Origin of the sequence: Ochrobactrum sp. EDr1-4 (assembly GCF_049199085.1) — a bacterium.
Taxonomy (GTDB): domain Bacteria; phylum Pseudomonadota; class Alphaproteobacteria; order Rhizobiales; family Rhizobiaceae; genus Brucella.
Genome location: NZ_JBLZOF010000002.1, coordinates 179480 through 200002 on the forward strand (window position 1 = coordinate 179480; position 20523 = coordinate 200002).

Genomic DNA, 20523 nt, shown 5'->3' on the forward strand with positions numbered 1-20523 from the left:
GTGCCTCCCCTCCTTAAGCCGTCAGCACCAGACCGGCATCGGTATCAAATGAAACCCATACGCGCTCATCATAGGTCAGCGGGTTTTCCGTCTTGCGCACAGCATTCAGGCTTGCAGCCTTAATGGTACGGCCATTTTCGAGGCGAACATGGAAAACCGTCATATCGCCGAAATAGGCAATATCCCAAAGCTCACCCTCAACTGCATTGACGGACGTTTCTTCCGGCTTCTCGCGGGTGATGCGCGTTTTTTCAGGACGCACGGCATACCAGACCTTTTGACCAGTGTTCAGCTGTTCACGCGTTTCCGTGTGAATATGGAAGCCAAACTTCTCGGTCGCGATTTCCGCCTCACCATTCGCGGACTTGACCACTTCGCCTTCGATGATATTCACATTTCCGATGAAGTCAGCCACAAATTTGGAACCCGGCGCTTCATAAACTTCTGCCGGTGTTGCCACCTGCATGATGCGGCCTTTGTCCATCACAGCTATACGATCGGACATGGTCATAGCTTCTTCCTGATCGTGGGTGACGACCATAAAAGTAAGACCGAGCTTAACCTGCAAATCCATCAGTTCGAACTGGGTTTCTTCGCGCAGCTTCTTATCTAGCGCGCCAAGCGGCTCATCAAGCAGCAACACCTTCGGACGCTTCGCAACAGCACGAGCCAACGCCACACGCTGACGCTGACCGCCGGACAGTTGATGCGGCTTACGCTTGCCATATTGCTCAAGCTTCACGAGTTTCAACATTTCAGCAACGCGCGCATCGATCTCCGACTTCGCCATACCGTCCTGCTTAAGACCAAAAGCAATATTCTTCTCAACCGTCATATGCGGAAACAGCGCATAGGACTGGAACATCATGTTGACGGGACGCTTATAAGGAGGAATGCCGCGCATATCCTGACCATCCAGAGTGATGCGGCCAGAGGTCGGTTCTTCGAAGCCTGCCAGCATGCGCATCAGTGTGGTCTTGCCACAACCGGAAGCACCCAAAAGCGAAAAAAATTCTCTATTGAAGACATTGAGCGAAAGATTGTCGACGGCAGTAAAATCGCCGAAAATCTTCGTTACATTCTCAAATGAAATATAAGGCTTCGCTGCCGGATCATTCCAAGGCGCGAATTTGCGGCGAAAACTGCCAAAAGATTCCATTCCGTTCCCCTATCGCTCTATCAGGAACCTGACATTCACAGGCAGAGCCTGCCATTAAGGTATATTTTAAGACGTAGAGCGGCCCTCCTGTATGAACAGTGAGCCGCTCTCAATTTCAACGCTTATCGCGCCGGTTAGAGTACAGATCCGATTTCATCAGATTTGTACTCTAATTGTTTGTTTTAACGCGCATCTTATCCGAAAACCGTTTCACACTTTTCAGGATGCGCTTTAATCAAGCCGTCTTACGATTTAACTATTACTGGCCTGTGACAATCTTGGTCCAGGCGCGTGTAACGTAACGCTGTGTTTTCTGATCATAAGGCGTTGGCACAAAAAGCTTTTTCAGCACATCTTCGCTTGGATAGATTTCTGGATCGTCCAGAATTTCCTTGTCGATGAATTCCTGCGAAGCCTTGTTACCGTTTGCATAGAAAACAAAGTTCGATGCCTTAGCAGCAACTTCTGGGCGCATGATATAGTTCATGAATTCAAGCGCTTCTGGCACATGCTTTGAATCAGCCGGTATCGCCATCTGGTCAAACCACATCAGCGCGCCTTCCTTCGGGATCGAATAACCGATCTCTACGTCCTGATTGGCTTTCTCTGCACGATCACGCGCCTGAAAGATATCGCCCGAATAGCCAATTGCCATGCAGATGTCGCCGTTTGCAAGCGCATTGATATATTCCGACGAATGGAATTTGCGGATATTTGGGCGGATCTTCAGATAAAGTTCCTGCGCCTTTTCCATATCTTCCGACGATGGAGAATTTGGATCAAGACCGAGATAGTTCAGAGCCGGGCGAAGCATTTCGCTGGATGTATCCAGCAGGTAAATGCCGCAATCCTTTAGCTTTGCCGAGATCTCTGGGTTGTAAAGAACGTCCCACGAGTCAATCTTATCGGTGCCGAGGATTTCTTTGATCTTGGCCTTGTTATAGCCAATGCCAGTGGTGCCCCACATGTAGTTGATGGAGTATTCATTGCCCGGATCATAAGTCGCCGCACGGGTTGAAATTTCGTCCCACATATTCTTGAGGTTCGGCAGCTTGTCTTTATCAAGCTTCAGGAACACGCCTGCCGGAATCTGACGGCCAAGAAATTCGCCGGATGGCACGACAAGATCATAGCCGCTACCGCCAGCAAGAAGCTTGGTTTCAAGAATTTCATTGGAATCATAAACGTCATAGACGACTTTAATTCCGGTTTCCTTGGTGAAGTCCTTGAGGATCGAATCGTCGATATAATCCGACCAGTTATAGATATTGACCACCCGCTCCTGCGCGCTTGCGGGAAATACGGCAGCGCTCACAAGGCCCGAGACCATCGTTGTCGCCAGAAGAAAGGATTTCATCCTCATCGCGTGCTCCATTCTGCACCGTAATTTCCGGTACAGCTTAAGGGTGGGTAAACTGTTTCACTCACTACCTTTTTAGATTGTGCAGCATTCGTCAACCGGCTGATGACAACACGAACATAAAAATTGCGATGCTCACACGTTAAAGCCGCCAAGATTTTGGCTATGACGTGTCGAAAATGGTGGGGTTCGAGAACCGGAGCGGAATGTACTTTTGGGTACATGAGCACCGGAAGCATAGAAACACGCCATTTGCAGACCGTCAGAGCCGGAATATTGCTGTTCTATTGGAAGTCGAAGGCAGAGATTCCCGCCACCATTTCATCAAGCCCCAATGGACGCGTCAGCGGCGGCTCGGCCCGCGTGATGCAGCCCTGTCGCTCACACAAGCGACAAGCCGGACCGATCTCCGTGCTTGGAGAATTAATCGCTCCATAAATTGTCTCACGACCTGCATCAAGCGAGCAGCCGAGAAGAATGGCGGTGCGTCGCGGACGTTCGTTGAATGCGCCTTGCGGCCCTTCAAGCGTTCGCGCAACTGTCAGAAATGCCGACCCATCGGGCAATTCGGCAGGTTCCACAAGTACTTGCCCCGCTTGAGTAAACGCCGCATAGACCGGCAGTTTGGGACATTGACCACCAAATCGGACGGGAAATCCTTCCGCACCTGCCATGCGCAAACGATTGCCAGCGTGGTCGATCTCCATCAGAAAAAACGGCAAAGCAGCATTACCCTGTCGTTGCAGCGTTGTGAGCCGGTTCGCCGCCTGCTGAAACGACACGCCAAAGCGCGAGCGCAACACGTCAACATCATAACGCGCCCGCACAGCTGCATCGCGAAACTGGCGATAGGGCATCATCAAAGCCTGCGCAGCATAACGCGCAAGTTCAAAACGCGCTATGCGCTTCGCTTCACTCGACGAGAGTTTCAAGGCTTCCGTTTCGGCGCCGATCATCACCTGCATACGGATAAGCGCCGCTTCCATGGCAATTTCTTGCAACTGATCAAAGGGCGACAATCGCTCCGATATAAACAGCCGCTGCGAATGCCGGTCGTATCGTCTGCGCCAGTTGGGCATGGTCGCAACAGGCAATGTGCGCACGGTAATGCCATGTTCGCGCCGCAGCCATTCCTTCAGCGCAGCCGACAAATCGCCTTCGGGTTTCAACAAGGCATAAAAGCTCTCTGCCTCTTCCTCGATACGCGGATAATGATTGGGCCGCCGCGCCATGACATCGCGCACTTCATCAAGGGGCAAACGCGTTGCGGAAAGCTGCGCGTCACTTCCTTCATGCGAAAGCAATTGCGACAGATCCGAAAGGCGTTGCTGTTGCTCACGATAGGCACGGTAAAGTTTAACGATACCGCTTGCCGCATTGGGCGCCGCCTCCCCGATTTCCACCAGTTCCTGATCGCCGGGCAATTCGCCCGTCAGCAGCGGATCGGAAAACACTTCCTTTAGGCCCGCAACCGTTGTTCCGCTCTCTGCCTGAAGACCATCGAGATCAAGCTTGTAGACGCTGGCAAGCTTTAACAAGAGCTGCACCGTCAGCGGACGCTGATTGCGTTCAATAAGATTGAGATAGGACGGCGAAATGCCAAGCGCTTCGGCCATGGCTGTCTGCGTCAGACTCCGCTCATTGCGGATACGCCTGATGCGTGGACCAGCAAATATCTTGCGTTCGCTCATCCGGTCCTCCCAAACCAAAAGTGATGAGTTTTACAACTCGTGACAAAATAGCTTCAAAGCTCAGCTTTGACAATATTTACAAATTTACAGATTGCCGCAGTCAATTTTCAGACAGCATGACTTCAACTATCAAGCCGTTTTACTGCTTTTTCTGGCTCTCCCAGCTTCACGATTGTAAATCTAGTCACAGAAAGAGCGGCGACAATCTGCTCTTCCAGAACCTGATTAAAGTGTGAGGAGACACCGAAATGACAGATTTTTACAGCCTTATCCCTTCGGCACCCAAAGGTCGCTTTGACGGCATTGAGCGTGCACATACTGCCGAAGATGTGAAGAGGCTGCGCGGTTCGGTGGAGATCAAGTATTCACTGGCCGAAATGGGCGCAACACGTCTGTGGAAGCTCATCCATGAGGAAGATTTCGTCAACGCACTTGGCGCGCTTTCAGGCAATCAGGCGATGCAGATGGTTCGCGCAGGCTTGAAAGCGATCTATCTCTCCGGTTGGCAGGTTGCAGCGGATGCGAACACTGCTTCAGCTATGTATCCCGACCAGTCGCTTTATCCGGCCAATGCAGCACCAGAACTCGCCAAGCGCATCAACAAGACATTGCAGCGTGCCGACCAGATTGAAACAGCAGAGGGCAAAGGCCTGTCGGTTGATACATGGTTCGCGCCAATTGTTGCCGACGCGGAAGCAGGCTTTGGCGGACCGCTGAACGCATTCGAGATCATGAAAGCTTTTATTGAAGCGGGTGCTGCCGGTGTGCATTATGAAGATCAGCTAGCATCTGAAAAGAAGTGCGGACATCTCGGCGGCAAGGTTTTGATCCCGACTGCGGCACATATCCGCAATCTTAACGCTGCACGTCTGGCTGCGGACGTGATGGGAACGGCAACGCTGGTTATCGCCCGCACAGATGCCGAAGCCGCCAAGCTTCTGACCTCAGACATCGACGAACGCGATCAGCCCTTCGTTGATTATGATGCAGGCCGCACAGCGGAAGGCTTCTATCAGGTGAAGAACGGCATCGAGCCATGTATTGCCCGTGCGATTGCCTATGCGCCCTATTGTGATCTGATCTGGATGGAAACATCCAAGCCTGATCTCGAACAGGCTCGTCGCTTTGCGGAAGCCGTACACAAGGCGCATCCGGGCAAGAAGCTCGCTTATAACTGCTCGCCGTCATTCAATTGGAAGAAGAACCTCGACGACGCAACGATAGCGAAGTTCCAGCGTGAGCTGGGTGCGATGGGCTATAAATTCCAGTTCATCACGCTGGCAGGTTTCCATCAGCTCAACTTCGGCATGTTCGAACTGGCGCGCGGCTACAAAGATCGTCAGATGGCAGCGTATTCCGAGCTGCAGCAAGCGGAGTTTGCAGCCGAAGTCAACGGCTACACCGCAACCAAACACCAACGCGAAGTCGGCACCGGCTATTTCGATGCCGTATCACTCGCAATCACCGGCGGTCAGTCTTCGACAACCGCTATGAAGGAATCCACCGAAACGGCGCAGTTCCGTCCGGCTGCTGAGTAAAAAGGGAGTTGTAAAAATGGCTTCAATTGCACGCGTTAAGGAAAGAGCAGAAGAGCAATCAACCTCAATGAGCACCGATCAGCAAAGCGCAATCCGCATGCTGGCCAATGACCTGCACCGTCTCAATCAGTCTGTTATGAATGCGGTTGAGGCTGGCGTTTCGGTTGAACTGGTTCGCTCCGCGCGCCATCATGGTGGCGAAGGCAACTGGGGCGATCTGCTGACACCCGTTATCGTTACCCGCAATCCCTGATGCTCACCATCGCAATCACCGTCGCCACCGTGCTTTTCACTTCGACAACGCGGTGCCGGCGGAAACAATCAAGCGTAAAAGTCGCATTTCGGTCTTTTCATCCAAAAAACGTATATTAGAACTTGATATACCAGTTCATCCATGTTGGACTGGCTCAACTGACCTCCCCGGCTGGCCCTGCCAGTCGGGTTCTTTTTTACATAAGCAGGTAATCTTTTGGCTGCGGCAGGTCTGGCAAATCCGTTTCACCCAATGCTTCACGCAGATTGATCTCAATCGTATCGGCAATCGCGCCAATTGGCAGGTCATTGGGCAGCGTACCAAATGGCTCTTCAAGTTCATCGCCCAGCGCATCAAGACCAAAGAAGGTGTAAGCGACCAGCGTCGTCGCAAAAGGCGTTCCCCAGCCGAGCATATCTGCAAAGCCAAATGGAATGAAAAAACAAAACAAATAGGCCGTGCGGTGCAAAAGCAACGTATAACCGAAAGGCACAGGCGTAAAACGCAACCGCTCAGATGCGGCCTGCACTTCGGAAAGGCCGTTCACCGACGCGTTCAGCGTCTGAAAATCAATTGCATCAATGTGCCCGGCACCACGCAATTCAGCGAGTATCGCGCCAATCTTGCGCAGGATAAAATCAGGTCCGTTTCGGCTAGCTGCAAAGGCTTTTTGTTCATCAAGCATCAGCCACTTGTGCGCTTTTGCTTGCCCGTCACCCGGACGTAAATGCGGCACCATTGATTGCGTAAAGGCGACTGTATAGTGGAGCAGCTTTTCACGCACGCCTTCCATTCCCGGCAACTGGTCAAGAACCAGTGTCGCGCGTGCAAAGCCGCGTGTGACATAAACCAGTTTGCCAAAGACTTTGCGCGCCTCCCACCAGCGGTCGTAGCAGGCGTTGTTGCGAAAGCCCAAAAAGATCGAAAGAGCAATGCCGAGCAGCGCAAATGCCGTCCCATTATTGAATGCTGGAACCCAGCCGGGAAAGGCGCGATGCGCCCATACAACAACCATCGACAGCACGAAGACCGCAAATATCTGCGGCAATATCCGCGTGATAATCGATCCTTTGAGAATGAAAAATAATTTCCACAAAGGCGGGCGCGGGCGAACGATCATTACACTTGTCCAGAAGACGATTAGAGCGTCGTGCACCTTAATAGACGCACAAAACTCGCTCTGACATTTTTAAAACAGAGCACGGCTATACGCCCAAACTCTCGCAATGCGCCAGTATTACTTTAGTATTTTTTCAAGCTCGGCCCATGTCTCATTCTTGGTTGGCACCCCCATGCCGCCTTTTTGGCTTTCAGCATTGCGGTTCAGACGCGCAAACGCGACTTTTTTGCCGTCTTTTTCGGCCCAACCGACATACCAGCCAAACTGACGGCTACGGTCAATTTTGCCTTTCGCATCACGCTCAAAGCCCGATCCAGTTTTCCCATGCGCCTTCCAGCCATTTTTAAGATTTTGCGTTGGCAAAATGGCCATGGTTTTTTCTGCAACACCAGCCGAAACAGGCAGCTTTCCGCCGAGTAATTTGCGCAGAAAAACAATTTGCTCATCCGGAGAAATCTTAAGCGATGAACTGATCCACGAACGCTGCATGCCATTGTTTTCGCCCGGATCGCCACGAAGGTCGCGATTACCGTAATCAATTTGATCGGTATATTTCTGGAAATTATCTTTCCCAAGCTTGCGGGTCAGCTCCTGCGAAAACCAAACGACCGATTGATCCTGCCAATATGTCGGATCGACTGATTGCTTCCAAGCTTCACGCCAGGATGGATATTCCTTCTTATAGGGCCAGACTGGATCATGTGCATCTTTGAGAATACCGCTCTCAAAGCCCATCACCGCCAGAGGCACTTTAAATGTCGATGCTGGGCTGACGCGTGTGGCACAGCCATCGCCCTCCTTTGCCAGCACTTTTCCGCTATCAGCTTCAACAACCAGCATACAAGCCATCGTCTTTTCATAAGCATGTGCATGCAAAGCAGAAAGCGGCAAAAGCGCGAGCGACGCGACTAACAGACTGGCAAATCGGGCATAGGGTTTTGGCATCAAAACTCTCCTGTTATTCTTTGCCCGCAAACTATTTTAGCAATCATGGCAAAACGATAGCAAGAACGACCCCATCCCCCGAATTTAACTGCGATTTTCTGAAAAGCTTCATTTGTCAACGCGACTTTGCGCGGCTATCATAAGAACATACGAAATCATTTTTTGGTGTTGGATGTCAGCTGATACGACGGAAAAAAAGGCAACGCGTGCGCCGCGTCGCCGTACTCCACCCCATGTCAAATCGCTTCGCGGTGTGAAAAACTGGAAGCAGGCCACCGAATGGCTGGCATGGCGCGACATCGAAGACATCGAATGCATCACACCAGATCAGGCAGGCGTTGCCCGTGGTAAGATGATGCCCTCTAAAAAGTTTACGTCGAACACCTCACTGGCATTGCCTTCTGCTGTGTTTATGACCACCATTTCGGGTGACTACCCGGAAGATGGCCACGGATTCCAATATCCGGAAGATGATGGCGATCTGCGGCTCCTGCCCGATCTTTCCACGCTGTCGGCAGTGCCGTGGGAATCTGATGCGACGGCGCAGGTTATCTGCGATCTGGTTTATCAGGATGGCCGTGCGGTAGAGTTCACGCCGCGTAATGTGCTGCGCTCGGTCGTGGCTGCTTATAGCAAACGCGGCCTCAAACCTGTTGTGGCACCGGAAATCGAATTCTACCTGGTTCGAAAAAATCCGGACCCGGATTACCCGCTCACCCCACCAGTGGGCCGTTCCGGCCGTGCAATTGGTGGCGGACAAGGTTATTCGATTGCAGGCGTCAACGAGTTCGACGAACTGATCGACGATATTTACCACTTCTCCGAAGGTCAGGGTCTCGAGATTGATACGCTGATCCACGAAGAAGGTGCAGCCCAGCTTGAAATCAACCTGCGCCATGGTGATCCGGTTGAACTGGCCGATCAGGTCTTCTTGTTCAAACGCACAATTCGCGAAGCGGCTCTCAAGCACGATATGTATGCAACCTTCATGGCTAAGCCTATTCAGGGCCAGCCGGGTTCAGCCATGCATATCCACCAGTCAATTGTCGATAAGAAGACCGGACGCAACATTTTCTCCAATGAAGACGGTACGGAAAGCGAAGCCTTCCGCCACTTCATCGGCGGCATGCAACGCCACGTTCCCAATGCGCTTGTGATGTTCGCGCCTTATGTGAATTCCTATCGTCGTCTGACGCCATCGGCTTCGGCACCCGTCAATGTGAAGTGGGGTTACGACAATCGCACGACCGCATTCCGCGTACCACGTTCTGAGCCGGGTGGTCGTCGCGTCGAAAACCGCATTCCATCGTCAGATGCAAACCCATATCTTGCGCTCGCCGCATCGCTGGCATGTGGTCTGATCGGCTTGGTGAACAAGATCGAGGCAGATCAACCCGCCTCGACCAGCGTCAACACCAAAGAAATTGATCTGCCACGCGGCCTGATTGATGCGGTGGAGCTGTTTGAAAACGATCAGGAACTGCGCAACCTGTTTGGCAGTTCATTCGTCACGACTTACGCGGCAATCAAGCGTGCCGAGTTCGAAACTTTCATGGAAGTTATCAGCCCGTGGGAACGCGAGTTCCTGCTGCTCAACGTCTGACCGGTTCCAAATGCCCTATCAAAGCCCAATCTCGCCCGGCGTCTCCTGGTACGAAGCGAGCGTAGCGGAACGACCGCAATATCCCGAATTGGATGGCGCGCGACAGGCGGATGTCGTCGTCATCGGTGGTGGATATACCGGGCTTTCGGCGGCGTATCATCTCGCAAAGCAGGGGGCCGATGTCGTTCTGATTGAGGCCGCCCGTTTTGGCGACGGCGCATCCGGGCGTAATGGTGGGCAGTTCGGAACAGGTCAGCGCACATGGGCCGAAGATCTCGAAAAGCAATATGGCCTTGAACGGGCAAAGGCACTGTTTGATGTTGCGGAAGAAGCCAAGGCGCATCTGCTTGGCTTTGCCCGCGAACACAATATCGATATGGAATATATGCCCGGTCAAATTTCTGCGGCACATAAACCACGATATTTGAAGCATTACCGCGACCATGCGGAGCAGATGGCAACGCGGTTCAACTATCCCCATATTCGATATGTCGAGCGCGATGAAATGGCCTCGCTTCTCGGCTCAAGTCGCTATCACGGTGGTGCCTATGATGCTGGTACGGGGCATATTCATCCGCTCAAATTGCTGATTGGGCTGGCGAGAGTTGCCGCAGAGGCTGGCGCACATATTTTTGAGAACACCAAAGCCACCAAAATCACCACGGCAAGTGGTCGTGTCCAAGTCGAAACAGCGCGCGGAACGATCTCAGCAAAGCACGCGTTTCTTGCCGTCAACGCGCATGGCGGCGATCTTGAACCAACAAGTGCATCCCATGTCATGCCGATCCGTTCGTTTATCGGCGCGACAGCTCCTTTGGGTGATAATAGCCCGATTATTCCCGGCGGAGAGTCGGTGGATGACTCCCGCTTTGTGGTGCGCTATTTCCGCAAATCAAAAGATGGTCGCCTGCTGTTTGGTGGTCGTGAAGCCTATACAGCTGACAATCCACGAGACATCAGCGAGCATATCCGCCGACAGATCGCCGAAATCTATCCTGCGCTCGACAAAGTCGAAATCACACAGGCATGGGGCGGTTCTGTTGGCATCACCATGCCGCGACAACCCTATGTGCGCGAAGTGATGCCGGGCGTTATCGCGGCGGGCGGTTATTCCGGCCATGGCGTAATGCTCGCCAACTACATGGGCAGGCTTTATGCAGAAGCGATCAGCGGCAAGCGCGAGAAGCTCAAACTCTTTGAAGAGCTGCGCATTCCCGCCTTCCCCGGCGGACGCACGCTGCGCGCACCGCTGCTTTTCGTTGCGCTGTCATGGTATGCGCTGATGGATCGGATATAACATTTATCTCTTAAGAGATGTGCCGTTTTTCTGCATCCAACAAGCGAGTGAATCGAGCGTGTCACGCAAGGTTTTTCCCAGCGGTGTCACCTCGTATTCCACTCTTGGCGGCATTTCCGGGTAAACGGCACGAGTGATCAAACCGCGCGTTTCAAACAACCGCAACTGCCGCGTCAGTTCTTTCTGGGTGATCGGCGCGACAGCACGCTGCAATTCACCAAAACGGATAGGACCATCCGTAACGATCAAGCGATACAGGATCGGTATCGCCCATTTACCCGCGATAAGATTGACAAAATCCACCATCGGGCAGCGTGTGTCGGTCGACGCATTTTCGGACATGTCGCCCATAGGCCCGATCCTCAGATTAGAAAATTATTCCTTTAGTACCAAATTGGTGCCTACTATACATTAGATACTAATGGACACAATGTCCTTTCTCCCGGAAGCTAAATGCTTCGACTGCAGAAAGGTAAACTATGGGTCGTCTCGAAGGAAAATATGCGCTTATCACAGGCGGCACGAGCGGTATCGGGCTTGAAACCGCCAGACAGTTCGCCCTTGAAGGGGCGACCGTGGCCATTACAGGCCGTAAGGCGGAAGGCCTGGAAGCGGCGGCTCGTGAGCTGCCTGACAGTGTTCTCAAAATACAAAGTGATTCAGGAGATGTCGCAGCACAGGAGCAGCTTGCAAAAATGCTTGCGGAACAGTGGCCGCGCCTGGATGCCCTTTACATCAATGCGGGCGACGTCACCCATAGCCCGCTGCAGGACTTTTCCGAAGAAGCCTATGACCGCCTGATGGCGATCAATCTGAAAGGGCCATTCTTTCTCATCAAAGCGTTGCTACCACTTCTTGCCAATCCCTCATCTGTCATCCTGTGCGGATCGGCCAGCGCACATATCGGCTTGCCGCAAAGCAGTGTCTATGCCGCCAGCAAAGCCGGGCTTTTGTCGCTCGCGCGGACACTTTCAGGCGAGCTTGTTGATCGCGGCATCCGCGTGAACGGCCTCAGTCCCGGTCCGACGGAAACCCCGGCTTTTGGCAAGCTAGGACTAGCTGCCGCTGCAGAAGAAGCCTTACGTGCGGATATACACAAACTCGTGCCAATTGGACGAATGGGACGTCCCATTGAGCTTGCGAAAGCCGCAGTATTTCTCGCCTCTGATGAATCCACATTCGTCGTCGGATCAGAAATTCGAGTTGATGGCGGCGTGACTAACCTCTGACTAATCAAACCTGCAAGGTCGCATTCGTCCATTGACAATGCGGCCCGTCAGGAATAGCAAAGCACCATGATTAAAGCGCTCATCAACACTCGGTCTTATTACGCCCCGCTCATATAGCGGTGGTTTTGCTTTGTCATAGTTCAACCGCTGCATTGCCAGCGGTTTAGTTTGAAGACGGTGCCTCTGGCGATCCAGCCATTCAGAGGTCAGTCTATGTCTTTCGACGAAAATCATCAGCATAAAAAAATCGGCATTATCGGCTTCGGTGCATTCGGGCAGCTCATCGCCCGTTACCTCAGCCCATATTACCGGCTGTATGCTTATGATCCTGTCGCAAGCCTAGATAATGTTGCTGGCGCGCTATCGGTAACACTTGCGACAATCGAAGATGCAGCCGGTTGCGACATCGTTATTCTGGCAACACCCGTATCAACTCTCGAAGGTGTTGTTAGAGCTATTGCGCCACATCTGCGGCCCGGCGCGCTGGTTATGGATGTGGGGTCGGTGAAGGTTGGCCCGGCCAGTATCATGCTCAAGGGCCTGCCGGATCATGTAGATATTGTCGCCACGCATCCTCTGTTTGGCCCGCAAAGTGCACGCAATGGGATCGCTGGTCTGAAGATTGCCATTTGTCCGGTTCGCGGCACGCAAGCGCTTCGCATCGGCGCATTCTTGCGCAAGCAACTGGCGCTTGATGTAATTATGACAACACCCGAAGACCATGATCGCGATGCGGCCATGGTTCAGGGGCTCACGCATCTGATCGCAAAAGTGTTGGTGCAGATGGAGCCATTGCCAACGCGCATGACGACGAAGAGCTTCGATCTGATCATGCAGGCGGTCGGCATGGTGCGCCATGATGCACCGGAGGTTTTCCACGCCATTGAGCGTGCAAATGACTTTGCCCCCATGGTGCGCCAGCGTTTTTTTGAGCTGGCGGCCACGCTTGAACAAACACTCAATGAAGCGCACTTATAAGGTTCTGCCAGCCAAAGCCTTATGATGCCAATCGTTTAGATGCGCGATTTCAGATTGCATATTCGTGATAAATTTCACAGCAATGTCATCTGTGTCGCCATCTGCCGATGATGCGTTTTCATCCAGCTGCACGGTTTTACCAATGGCTTTGAGTTCAGAAACAAGCTGATCGAGTGCCTCACCATGGGCCGCATATTCCGTTTCTACATCTGTAATAGAGTAGGAAGTGATGGCATCACACAAGCGCTCCATCGACGTAATAACCGGATACCAGACAATGGCTTGCAATCCCGCAGGCGGCGGATCACCCAGCGCTTTCTGCAAGGTTGCCCGCATGTCTGCAAGCTTGCCATAGGCTAGTCTGCGTGCAGCAATGAGATTGACGGCTTCGTCCTTCACACCAGTCTTTTTTGAACTGTTCAGCACTTGCCCCAGATAGTGGACAATCGCCGTTCGCGCGGCAGTAAAACAGCGTTCAAAAGTCTCATATTTTCGCTTTGGCCAAACCAAATATCCGAAAACAATTACAATTAAGCCGCCTGTCAGGGTATCAACGAAACGCCAGATAGCATAATTGGCTTCCTTTGTTTCGGGGCTGACATAGTCAATCAACACGAGAACAAGCGGCGTCAAAACCATTGCAAACAAGGCATAAGACTTCTGGATCGCCCACGGCATCAAAAAGGCAATGGCCGTCAGGACCACAACAAAGGTCACGCCAAGCGGCACGAAAATCAAGATCGCGGCACCGATCAGCACACCTGCACTGGTTCCGATGCAGCGCAATATCGTTCTTCCAAAAACAGAGCCCAGATCTGGGCGCATGACGATTACGATGGTCATCGGTATCCAGTACCAATGCGTCACCCGATCGATAAAATTAAATGACAGGCCAATTCCCAGACAAATCGCAAAGGCAAGGGCCGAAAGAATCGTGTCTTTGCCAACACTCATAATATCCACCGTCATGCGCAGTCGCTCAAAAAGCGGCGCAGTCTGCGGTGTTTGCACATTCATGTTATCAAGAACAAAGGCGCGTTTATTCGTGATGCTTTCGGCGAGCTGCGCAACGGCATCTCCGATCCGCCCTTCATCAGTTTCGATCTGCTGTCGATCAATACTGCCTTTGGTGGCAAGCATGTCATGCATGAGAGCAAGATTGCTGGCAGCCTTTTTCAACACATCGATTTTATCTGTCCCAAGAACCAGCGTGAATAAAGCATCTGCCTTATGGACAATTGCAGCCGTTTGCTCGCTCTGTGGGCTGGCTCCCCAAGCATTGAATCGTGTCTCCAACATCATCTGATAGAGTGAATCTAGAAGAGTCGTCACCTGCTCTCGGTCCGCTTCGAGCATTGTGCCATCAGCGCGCGCCTGCGCGAGTTTTTGCAGTGCACTTAACAGCTTTATCAGGAGTTTCCGTCGCGGGGAATTTCCACTAAAAAGCGCTTCAATACCCAGCATAACCGCATAAAAAGCAGAACCAAGAATAAAGAAACCTGCCAACGGAATGAATGATTTGATATCCGGATTGCACAAAGCAATTGTCCCGAACATCAAAATCATCATGCAACCCGAAGACAGCACGCTGCTATGAAAGCTGATGATGGTCGAGAAAAATGCGAGAACCATCATAATGCCGATAATGGCAATCCATGGCAGAAAGCCCAGATATCCAAGCAGCAGCCCTATGGCACCGCAAAGTGCCGAAATAGCAATTTTAAGAAATGTGAATTGATAAGCCTCATCGCGTTCACCGGGCGCCTGTGTCAAAGATCCCATAGAAACAAAGAGCGATTCAGCTACATGTCCGGTCGAGATGCCTATTGCCAGCGGTAAACCAACGCCAATTCCAGCACGTATTGATCGCCCCCACACCCACTTCGCAGGTTTAAATGCCAGAAGCTGCTTCAACCAATCTCTGTTGGCGTGACTGGCGGAGGTGTGCTGCATCTAAACTCGCTTGGTCTTGATTGAACTTTCAAATGAATAAGGCACATTGCAACTTAGACATATGAAATACTTATTGCGACCCTAAAAGGCATGGTCATAAAAGTAATTTCCCCGAACAATGCGAGATCAAGCACATGAACCGCGACACACTTTTCCTTCTGACGCCGGGCTTTGAAGATCCAGCCTATCCGGGCCAGACATTTTACTGCGAGCATTGTGCGCTTATGGAAGGCGTGCTCGCTTCCTTTCCACAGCTCGGCAAAAACCTCGACATCAAGCGTATCGCCTGGCCAAGACCACGACATGACGTGATCGCGCTTGTGGGTGAAGAAAACCAATCTTTACCTTTGCTGATATTGACGAAAGGCCAGCATTCGGTCCATCAGACAGGCGAATATGAAGGCAATGCATTTGTTTCCGACAAGGATGCGATTATGGCAGTGCTTTCCGAGCGGCACGGTTTCCCCAATCCGCATCCCTGAACGAAAGTCCAGACCATGAGCGGCAAAATATTGATCAGCGCCTGCCTCGCAGGACATCCGGTCCGTTACAACGGATCGGCAAAGCCGCTCAATCATCCGCTGATCGATCAGTGGCGTTCTGAAGGTCGGCTGGTCAGCGTTTGTCCGGAACTCATGGCCGGGTTCAGCGTACCGCGCCCATCGGCAGAAATTGCCGAAGGCAGCAATGGCGAGGCGGTACTCGCGGGCGAAGGCCGGGTAGTTGAAGAAAACGGCAAGGATGTTACCGCACAATTCGTCGCTGGCGCTCGTGCGGCGCTCGCCGTTGCCCGCGCAAATGACTGCCGCTTTGCGCTGCTGATTGATGGCAGCCCATCCTGCGGCAGTCGCCTGATCTATGATGGCAATTTTGCAGGGCAAAAACATTCAGGCGCGGGTGTTACCGCAACGCTTCTGCGCAGCAATGGCATAGAGGTCTTTTCAGATACGGAAATTGAAGCACTCGGCGCACGCATTTGTGACCAGTAACTTCAAACTCCCTCTTTCCTTTTTCCTATTTCGCTCCATCTTAGCTCTCCTGCCGACTCGGCAATTTTTATAGGACGATGGGTGCTACCCTTCATGAACCTGTCTCAAAGGTTTGATCATATTCCTCGTCCGAACATCGAGCGGCGCTAAACGAGATTTCAGATTGAGTGACGCGCATCCATATGCGCTCATCCCCAACCACAACAAGGAGCAACCTCATGGTCGTTAAAGCCTATGGTGCTTATGCCGGTGACAAGCCACTTGAACCGATCGACATTACCCGCCGCGATCCGGGTGCAGACGATGTTCAGATCGCAATCGCTTATTGCGGCGTCTGCCATTCCGATCTCCATCAGGTGCGCTCGGAATGGGGCGGCACGGTCTATCCTTGCGTTCCCGGCCACGAAATCGTCGGCCATGTCACAGCTGTTGGCGCAAATGTCAGCAAGTTTAAAGTTGGCGATACAGTCGGCGTCGGCTGCATGGTCGACAGCTGCCAGCATTGCTATGCCTGCGATGACGGACTGGAACAATATTGCGAACATGGCTTCACGGGCACCTATAATTCGCCAACGTCAGACGCACCCGGCCACACGCTGGGCGGCTATTCGCAGCAGATCGTTGTGAAGGACAAGTTCGTCCTCAAGATCAGCCATCCGAAAGAACAGCTTGCAGCGGTTGCACCGCTGCTCTGCGCAGGCATCACGACATGGTCGCCTCTGCGTCACTGGCGCGTTGGTCCGGGCATGAAGGTGGGTATCGTCGGCATCGGTGGCCTCGGGCATATGGGCATCAAGCTTGCACATGCGCTCGGCGCTCACACGGTCGCTTTCACCACATCCGAAAGCAAGCGTGAAGACGCAAAAGCGCTCGGTGCGGACGAAGTGATCGTATCGCGCAACGAAGAAGAGATGAAAGCTCATGCCAATAGCTTTGACTTCATTCTCAACACTGTTGCAGCCAGCCACAATCTTGATGCCTTCACGCAGCTTCTGAAGCGTGACGGCACTTTGACGCTCGTTGGCGTGCCTGAACATGCGCATCCATCGCCAAGCGTGGCTGCGCTGATCTTCAAGCGCCGTTCGATTGCCGGTTCGCTTATCGGTGGCATTGCTGAAACGCAGGAAATGCTCGATTTTTGCGCTGAAAAGGGCATCGTTTCTGACATCGAAATGATTGCTATTCAGGATATCGAAAATGCATATGAACGTATGCAGAAGAGCGATGTGAAGTACCGCTTTGTCATCGACAGCGCGACCCTCGCAGCCTAATGAACTACAAACGGCCCGGTCATTCCGGGCCGTTTTTTGTTGCTAAAACACTTGAGATTCGGGCTCTGTCGTGCCGAAAATGGTGCATTCTGAGAACCGGAGCGGAGTGTACTTAAAGGTACATGAGCACCGGAAGCGCAAGAAGGTGACATTTGCAGGCCGACAGAGCCCGAATATCAATTGTTTTAAACAGGGATTTCGGAGACCTGCTTAACCGTCTGGCTTGGAACGTCAGTTTTCAGGCTTTGCACGCCTTTGATACGGCTAAGATGCTCTGACTGAAACCGGCGATAGTCTTCAATATCCGCTGCTACAACGCGGATCATTGCATCGAAATCGCCGAGCATGAAATAACATTCAACCACCTGCGGCAGTTTCAAAATCGCTTTGGCAAATGTTTGCAGTGTTTCTTCGTCCTGCTGGTCAAGACGAATGCGCACAAAGAAGGTCAGCCCTTTGCCGATCTTAGCTGGATTAAGCACAGCAACATAGCGGTCAATCACACCCGCCTCTTCTAAAAGCCGAACGCGGCGCAAACACGGCGACGGCGACAGCCCCACTTCCCGCGCCAGATCATTGTTCGCAATTCGACCATTGCGCTGAAGCACGCGAAGAATCCGTCGATCGATGTCATCCAGCTTCATTGGCTCTCAATTCCATTTCTGCAAATAATATTGGCATTCTGTGCCAAATATTGATGCATAAGAGCGATCTTTGCAACCCGATTGCGCGAGACATTGGCTACATTGCCCATCGATCAAGCAGATCACGCAATGCATGAGGGGCAGCCTAAAGGCCCGCCAACGGAATTTATATGGATATTTCGCAAGACTACGCACCGCAGAAAAGCAAGACTGCACGCAACTCGGAGTTTCGCCGGGGTGCCGTTGCGGGCTTTCCAGTTCTGCTAGGCATCATTCCCTATGCGGTGGTTCTGGGTGCGCTTGCGACGCAAAAAGGGCTGAGCATTGTTGAAGTCCCATTGATGACTGGCCTCAACTTTGCAGGCGGCTCTGAATTTGCAGCCATCCAGCTCTGGACGTCCCCGCCGCATATTCTGCTAATCGCCGCGATTACGTTTCTGGTCAACAGTCGCCATCTGCTGATGGGCGCAGCACTTGCTCCCTTCATCCGCCATCTGCCGAAGCGCAAAGCTTTCGCAACACTGTTTCTGATGTGTGATGAAAGCTGGGCTATCGGGATTGCTGATGCCAGACGCCGCAAGGCCAAAGGTATCAATCCTGCTCTCAGCCTGAAATTCTATGCTGGTGTTGCGGTGCCGTTCTACGTCGCATGGGTATTTTTCACTACGCTCGGCGCTGCCTTTGGCCCAATGATGGGCGATCTGCGTCCCTATGGATTTGACATGGCCTTCCCGGCCGTCTTCCTCGTACTGCTGGCAGGCATGTGGAAAGGTGTTGCCGCTGCACGCCCATGGCTCGTCAGCCTTGTTGTTGCAGCCGTTACTTACCTCACCATTCCCGGCGCGTGGTATGTCGCAGCCGGTGCGATTTCCGGCTTGATTGCAGCTTATGTCCTTGCAGGTGACGACAATGATTGATCCATTAGCAGTTGCAGCCATCGTTCTGATGGCAGGTGTTACCTATCTCACGCGCATCGGCGGATATATTCTTTTGCGCAATCGCACACTCAGCAAGCGCGCAACAGCCATAATGGAAGCAGCACCCGGCTGCGTGCTGATTTCGGTTATCGCGCCTGATTTCGTGTCAGACAAGCCGGCTGATCTAGCAGCGCTTGCGATCACCATTCTTGCTGCAACGCGTTTTTCGATGCTGCCAACCGTCATCATCGGTATCTGCTCGGCGGGCTTTTTCCGCTATCTGATGGGCTAATTCTTTTTCGATAATTCGCCCAAAATCCATTCGCGAAATGCGCGGATTTTGGGCATATTCTTTCGTGCTTTTGGATAAGCCAACCAGTAGGCCTGTCCATCATCGCAAAGAAGATCAAAAGGCTGTATCAGTTGGCCGGATGCAAGTTCTGCTTCGTGAAAAGCAGGCGTCAGGATACCCACGCCTTGCCCAGCAGCGGCTGCACGGCCTTCAAGATGCTGCGCACCATAACGGCTAAATGCATTGCCCTGTATTTTTGGATCTTCAATTCCAGCTGCTTCATACCAGATTTTCCACCATGGGTCGGTGGGATCAACGGCACGAAGGCGCAATAAATCCGCAGGCTCTTTAATACCTCCGACCGACTCTATAAGCTTCGGACTAAGCATTGGCGAGAACTGCGCTTTGATAAGCTCATGCGCGTCGAGTTCCGGCCAGTCGCCTCTGCCACTGCGAATGGCCATGTCTATATTCGAGGTCGAAAAATCGATCATATCGTTGGATGTATCAAGCCTGACAGCCAGTGACGGATGCTGCATCTGAAACGACCCCAAGCGTTGCACCAGCCAGTTGGCTGCAAACGTCACCACGGCACTGATCGTCAACACGCCCTGCGTATCTTCACGCGCCGATGCAAATGCCGTGCGCATTGTTTCAAACGCTTCGTTGATCTGAGGTGCCAGGCGCTTGCCCAGTTCGGTCAACTCCACCTGTCGCGGTTTGCGCAGAAAAAGCGGTGCGCCGACGCGTTCTTCCAGCAGCTTGATCTGATAGCTGACGGCAGCCTGCGTCATTCCCAGCTCTTGCGCCGCACGCGTAAAGCTCGCATGTCGGGAGGCGGATTCAAAAACGCGAATGGCTGAGAGCGGCGGCAGAGTTTTCGACATAATACATAAGTTCTCCTTATGCATCATAATCGACGTTCAATTGGAAAACAACGCGTTATTCAGTCATAAGCATAGGCAGAATTTAATCGACAGCCGAACTTCCCACTCGGCTTTAAACTTAGAAAAATCGAGACCGACCATGCGTGATGTTGAGATCAACTCATCAGCGATTGCTTCCGCTTGCCCTGAAAAAATAGCGCCTTTTAGTCTTCGTGCGTGGATTGCACGCTTTTTCAGGGCAAAGCCAAGCCCTTACATCATCAGCGAACATTCGCCGGAATATCTACTGCGCGATGTGGGAATCAAAGAGGGACGACCATCCCGTTTTAACCGTGATGGTCACAAGCTGCCCGAATGGTGAAAGTGGTTTGTTTTTTAGCATTATCCTACGCAAAAC

Annotated in this window: 21 protein-coding genes; 12 read left to right on the forward strand and 9 right to left on the reverse strand. The window is 52.4% G+C overall.

Features of this window, described 5'->3' with window-relative positions; genetic code table 11:
• Positions 1 to 13 precede the first annotated feature (13 nt).
• The 3 genes from ACOZHT_RS07215 to ACOZHT_RS07225 all read right to left on the reverse strand — a co-directional run bounded on the left by ACOZHT_RS07215 (position 14) and on the right by ACOZHT_RS07225 (position 4210).
• The gene (locus tag ACOZHT_RS07215) at positions 14 to 1159 is read right to left on the reverse strand and encodes an ABC transporter ATP-binding protein (protein ID WP_421565521.1); all 1146 of its coding nucleotides are present in this window, start codon (positions 1157 to 1159) and stop codon (positions 14 to 16) included.
• A gap of 259 nt (positions 1160 to 1418) precedes the next feature.
• Positions 1419 to 2522, reverse strand: a complete 1104-nt coding sequence (locus tag ACOZHT_RS07220; RefSeq protein ID WP_421565522.1) for a polyamine ABC transporter substrate-binding protein — start codon at positions 2520 to 2522, stop codon at positions 1419 to 1421.
• Positions 2523 to 2803: 281 nt separating this feature from the next.
• Positions 2804 to 4210, reverse strand: a complete 1407-nt coding sequence (locus ACOZHT_RS07225) for a helix-turn-helix domain-containing protein (protein WP_421565523.1) — start codon at positions 4208 to 4210, stop codon at positions 2804 to 2806.
• A gap of 248 nt (positions 4211 to 4458) precedes the next feature.
• On the opposite strand from ACOZHT_RS07225, the gene aceA reads away from it, so the two are divergent.
• Positions 4459 to 5748 carry an isocitrate lyase gene (gene aceA, locus ACOZHT_RS07230; RefSeq protein WP_421565524.1) on the forward strand — a complete coding sequence of 430 codons (1290 nt, stop codon included), beginning with the start codon at positions 4459 to 4461 and terminating at the stop codon, positions 5746 to 5748.
• 16 nt (positions 5749 to 5764) lie between these two features.
• Positions 5765 to 6001, forward strand: a complete 237-nt coding sequence (locus ACOZHT_RS07235) for a hypothetical protein (RefSeq protein ID WP_339509633.1) — start codon at positions 5765 to 5767, stop codon at positions 5999 to 6001.
• A 196-nt stretch (positions 6002 to 6197) separates the two neighbouring features.
• Here ACOZHT_RS07235 and ACOZHT_RS07240 read toward each other — a convergent pair whose 3' ends face one another.
• Both ACOZHT_RS07240 and blaOXA read right to left on the reverse strand, forming a co-directional pair.
• A complete protein-coding gene (locus tag ACOZHT_RS07240; RefSeq protein ID WP_421565525.1) occupies positions 6198 to 7121 on the reverse strand; it encodes a bestrophin family protein in 924 nt (307 codons plus the stop codon).
• 117 nt (positions 7122 to 7238) lie between these two features.
• Complete coding sequence (gene blaOXA, locus ACOZHT_RS07245) at positions 7239 to 8066, reverse strand: class D beta-lactamase (protein WP_421565526.1); 828 nt, start codon at positions 8064 to 8066, stop codon at positions 7239 to 7241.
• A gap of 172 nt (positions 8067 to 8238) precedes the next feature.
• Between blaOXA and ACOZHT_RS07250 the strand changes: the two genes are divergently transcribed.
• Together ACOZHT_RS07250 and ACOZHT_RS07255 are read left to right on the forward strand one after the other, a co-directional pair.
• Positions 8239 to 9669, forward strand: coding sequence for a glutamine synthetase family protein (locus ACOZHT_RS07250; protein WP_339509636.1), 1431 nt, complete (start codon positions 8239 to 8241; stop codon positions 9667 to 9669).
• 10 nt (positions 9670 to 9679) lie between these two features.
• Positions 9680 to 10966, forward strand: a complete 1287-nt coding sequence (locus ACOZHT_RS07255) for an NAD(P)/FAD-dependent oxidoreductase (protein ID WP_421565527.1) — start codon at positions 9680 to 9682, stop codon at positions 10964 to 10966.
• A 3-nt stretch (positions 10967 to 10969) separates the two neighbouring features.
• On the opposite strand, the gene ACOZHT_RS07260 is transcribed toward ACOZHT_RS07255, so the two are convergent.
• Complete coding sequence (locus ACOZHT_RS07260; RefSeq protein WP_421565528.1) at positions 10970 to 11317, reverse strand: winged helix-turn-helix transcriptional regulator; 348 nt, start codon at positions 11315 to 11317, stop codon at positions 10970 to 10972.
• Between the two features lie 128 nt (positions 11318 to 11445).
• On the opposite strand from ACOZHT_RS07260, the gene ACOZHT_RS07265 reads away from it, so the two are divergent.
• Together ACOZHT_RS07265 and ACOZHT_RS07270 are read left to right on the forward strand one after the other, a co-directional pair.
• Positions 11446 to 12195 (forward strand): SDR family oxidoreductase, encoded by a 750-nt coding sequence (locus ACOZHT_RS07265; protein WP_421565529.1) that lies wholly within the window; start codon positions 11446 to 11448, stop codon positions 12193 to 12195.
• Positions 12196 to 12408: 213 nt separating this feature from the next.
• Positions 12409 to 13173, forward strand: a complete 765-nt coding sequence (locus ACOZHT_RS07270) for a prephenate dehydrogenase (protein ID WP_339509640.1) — start codon at positions 12409 to 12411, stop codon at positions 13171 to 13173.
• Here ACOZHT_RS07270 and ACOZHT_RS07275 read toward each other — a convergent pair.
• Positions 13168 to 15126, reverse strand: coding sequence for an FUSC family protein (locus ACOZHT_RS07275; RefSeq protein WP_421565530.1), 1959 nt, complete (start codon positions 15124 to 15126; stop codon positions 13168 to 13170). The two genes, ACOZHT_RS07270 and ACOZHT_RS07275, sit on opposite strands and share 6 nt — an antisense overlap.
• A 134-nt stretch (positions 15127 to 15260) precedes the next feature.
• Here ACOZHT_RS07275 and ACOZHT_RS07280 point away from each other — a divergent pair, with 134 nt between their 5' ends.
• The 3 genes from ACOZHT_RS07280 (at position 15261) to ACOZHT_RS07290 (ending at position 17386) form a co-directional block, all read left to right on the forward strand.
• Positions 15261 to 15608: a DUF3088 domain-containing protein gene (locus tag ACOZHT_RS07280; protein WP_339509642.1), complete on the forward strand. Its 348-nt coding sequence runs from the start codon at positions 15261 to 15263 to the stop codon at positions 15606 to 15608.
• 15 nt (positions 15609 to 15623) lie between these two features.
• Entirely contained in the window at positions 15624 to 16115 is a 492-nt protein-coding gene (locus ACOZHT_RS07285; RefSeq protein WP_421565531.1) for a DUF523 domain-containing protein, read from the forward strand.
• 218 nt (positions 16116 to 16333) lie between these two features.
• Entirely contained in the window at positions 16334 to 17386 is a 1053-nt protein-coding gene (locus ACOZHT_RS07290; protein ID WP_421565532.1) for an NAD(P)-dependent alcohol dehydrogenase, read from the forward strand.
• A 185-nt stretch (positions 17387 to 17571) separates the two neighbouring features.
• On the opposite strand, the gene ACOZHT_RS07295 is transcribed toward ACOZHT_RS07290, so the two are convergent.
• On the reverse strand, positions 17572 to 18030 hold the full coding sequence (locus ACOZHT_RS07295) for an Lrp/AsnC family transcriptional regulator (protein WP_094508151.1): 459 nt from the start codon (positions 18028 to 18030) through the stop codon (positions 17572 to 17574).
• A gap of 170 nt (positions 18031 to 18200) precedes the next feature.
• Here ACOZHT_RS07295 and ACOZHT_RS07300 point away from each other — a divergent pair, with 170 nt between their 5' ends.
• Together ACOZHT_RS07300 and ACOZHT_RS07305 are read left to right on the forward strand one after the other, a co-directional pair.
• Positions 18201 to 18947 carry an AzlC family ABC transporter permease gene (locus ACOZHT_RS07300; protein ID WP_421565533.1) on the forward strand — a complete coding sequence of 249 codons (747 nt, stop codon included), beginning with the start codon at positions 18201 to 18203 and terminating at the stop codon, positions 18945 to 18947.
• The gene (locus tag ACOZHT_RS07305) at positions 18940 to 19239 is read left to right on the forward strand and encodes an AzlD family protein (protein WP_421565534.1); all 300 of its coding nucleotides are present in this window, start codon (positions 18940 to 18942) and stop codon (positions 19237 to 19239) included. Before ACOZHT_RS07300 ends, ACOZHT_RS07305 begins: the two co-directional genes overlap by 8 nt.
• On the opposite strand, the gene ACOZHT_RS07310 is transcribed toward ACOZHT_RS07305, so the two are convergent.
• A complete protein-coding gene (locus ACOZHT_RS07310; protein WP_421565535.1) occupies positions 19236 to 20126 on the reverse strand; it encodes a LysR substrate-binding domain-containing protein in 891 nt (296 codons plus the stop codon). The two genes, ACOZHT_RS07305 and ACOZHT_RS07310, sit on opposite strands and share 4 nt — an antisense overlap.
• 139 nt (positions 20127 to 20265) lie before the next feature.
• On the opposite strand from ACOZHT_RS07310, the gene ACOZHT_RS07315 reads away from it, so the two are divergent.
• The gene (locus ACOZHT_RS07315) at positions 20266 to 20487 is read left to right on the forward strand and encodes a hypothetical protein (RefSeq protein ID WP_421565536.1); all 222 of its coding nucleotides are present in this window, start codon (positions 20266 to 20268) and stop codon (positions 20485 to 20487) included.
• The last annotated feature ends 36 nt before the right edge of the window (positions 20488 to 20523 follow it).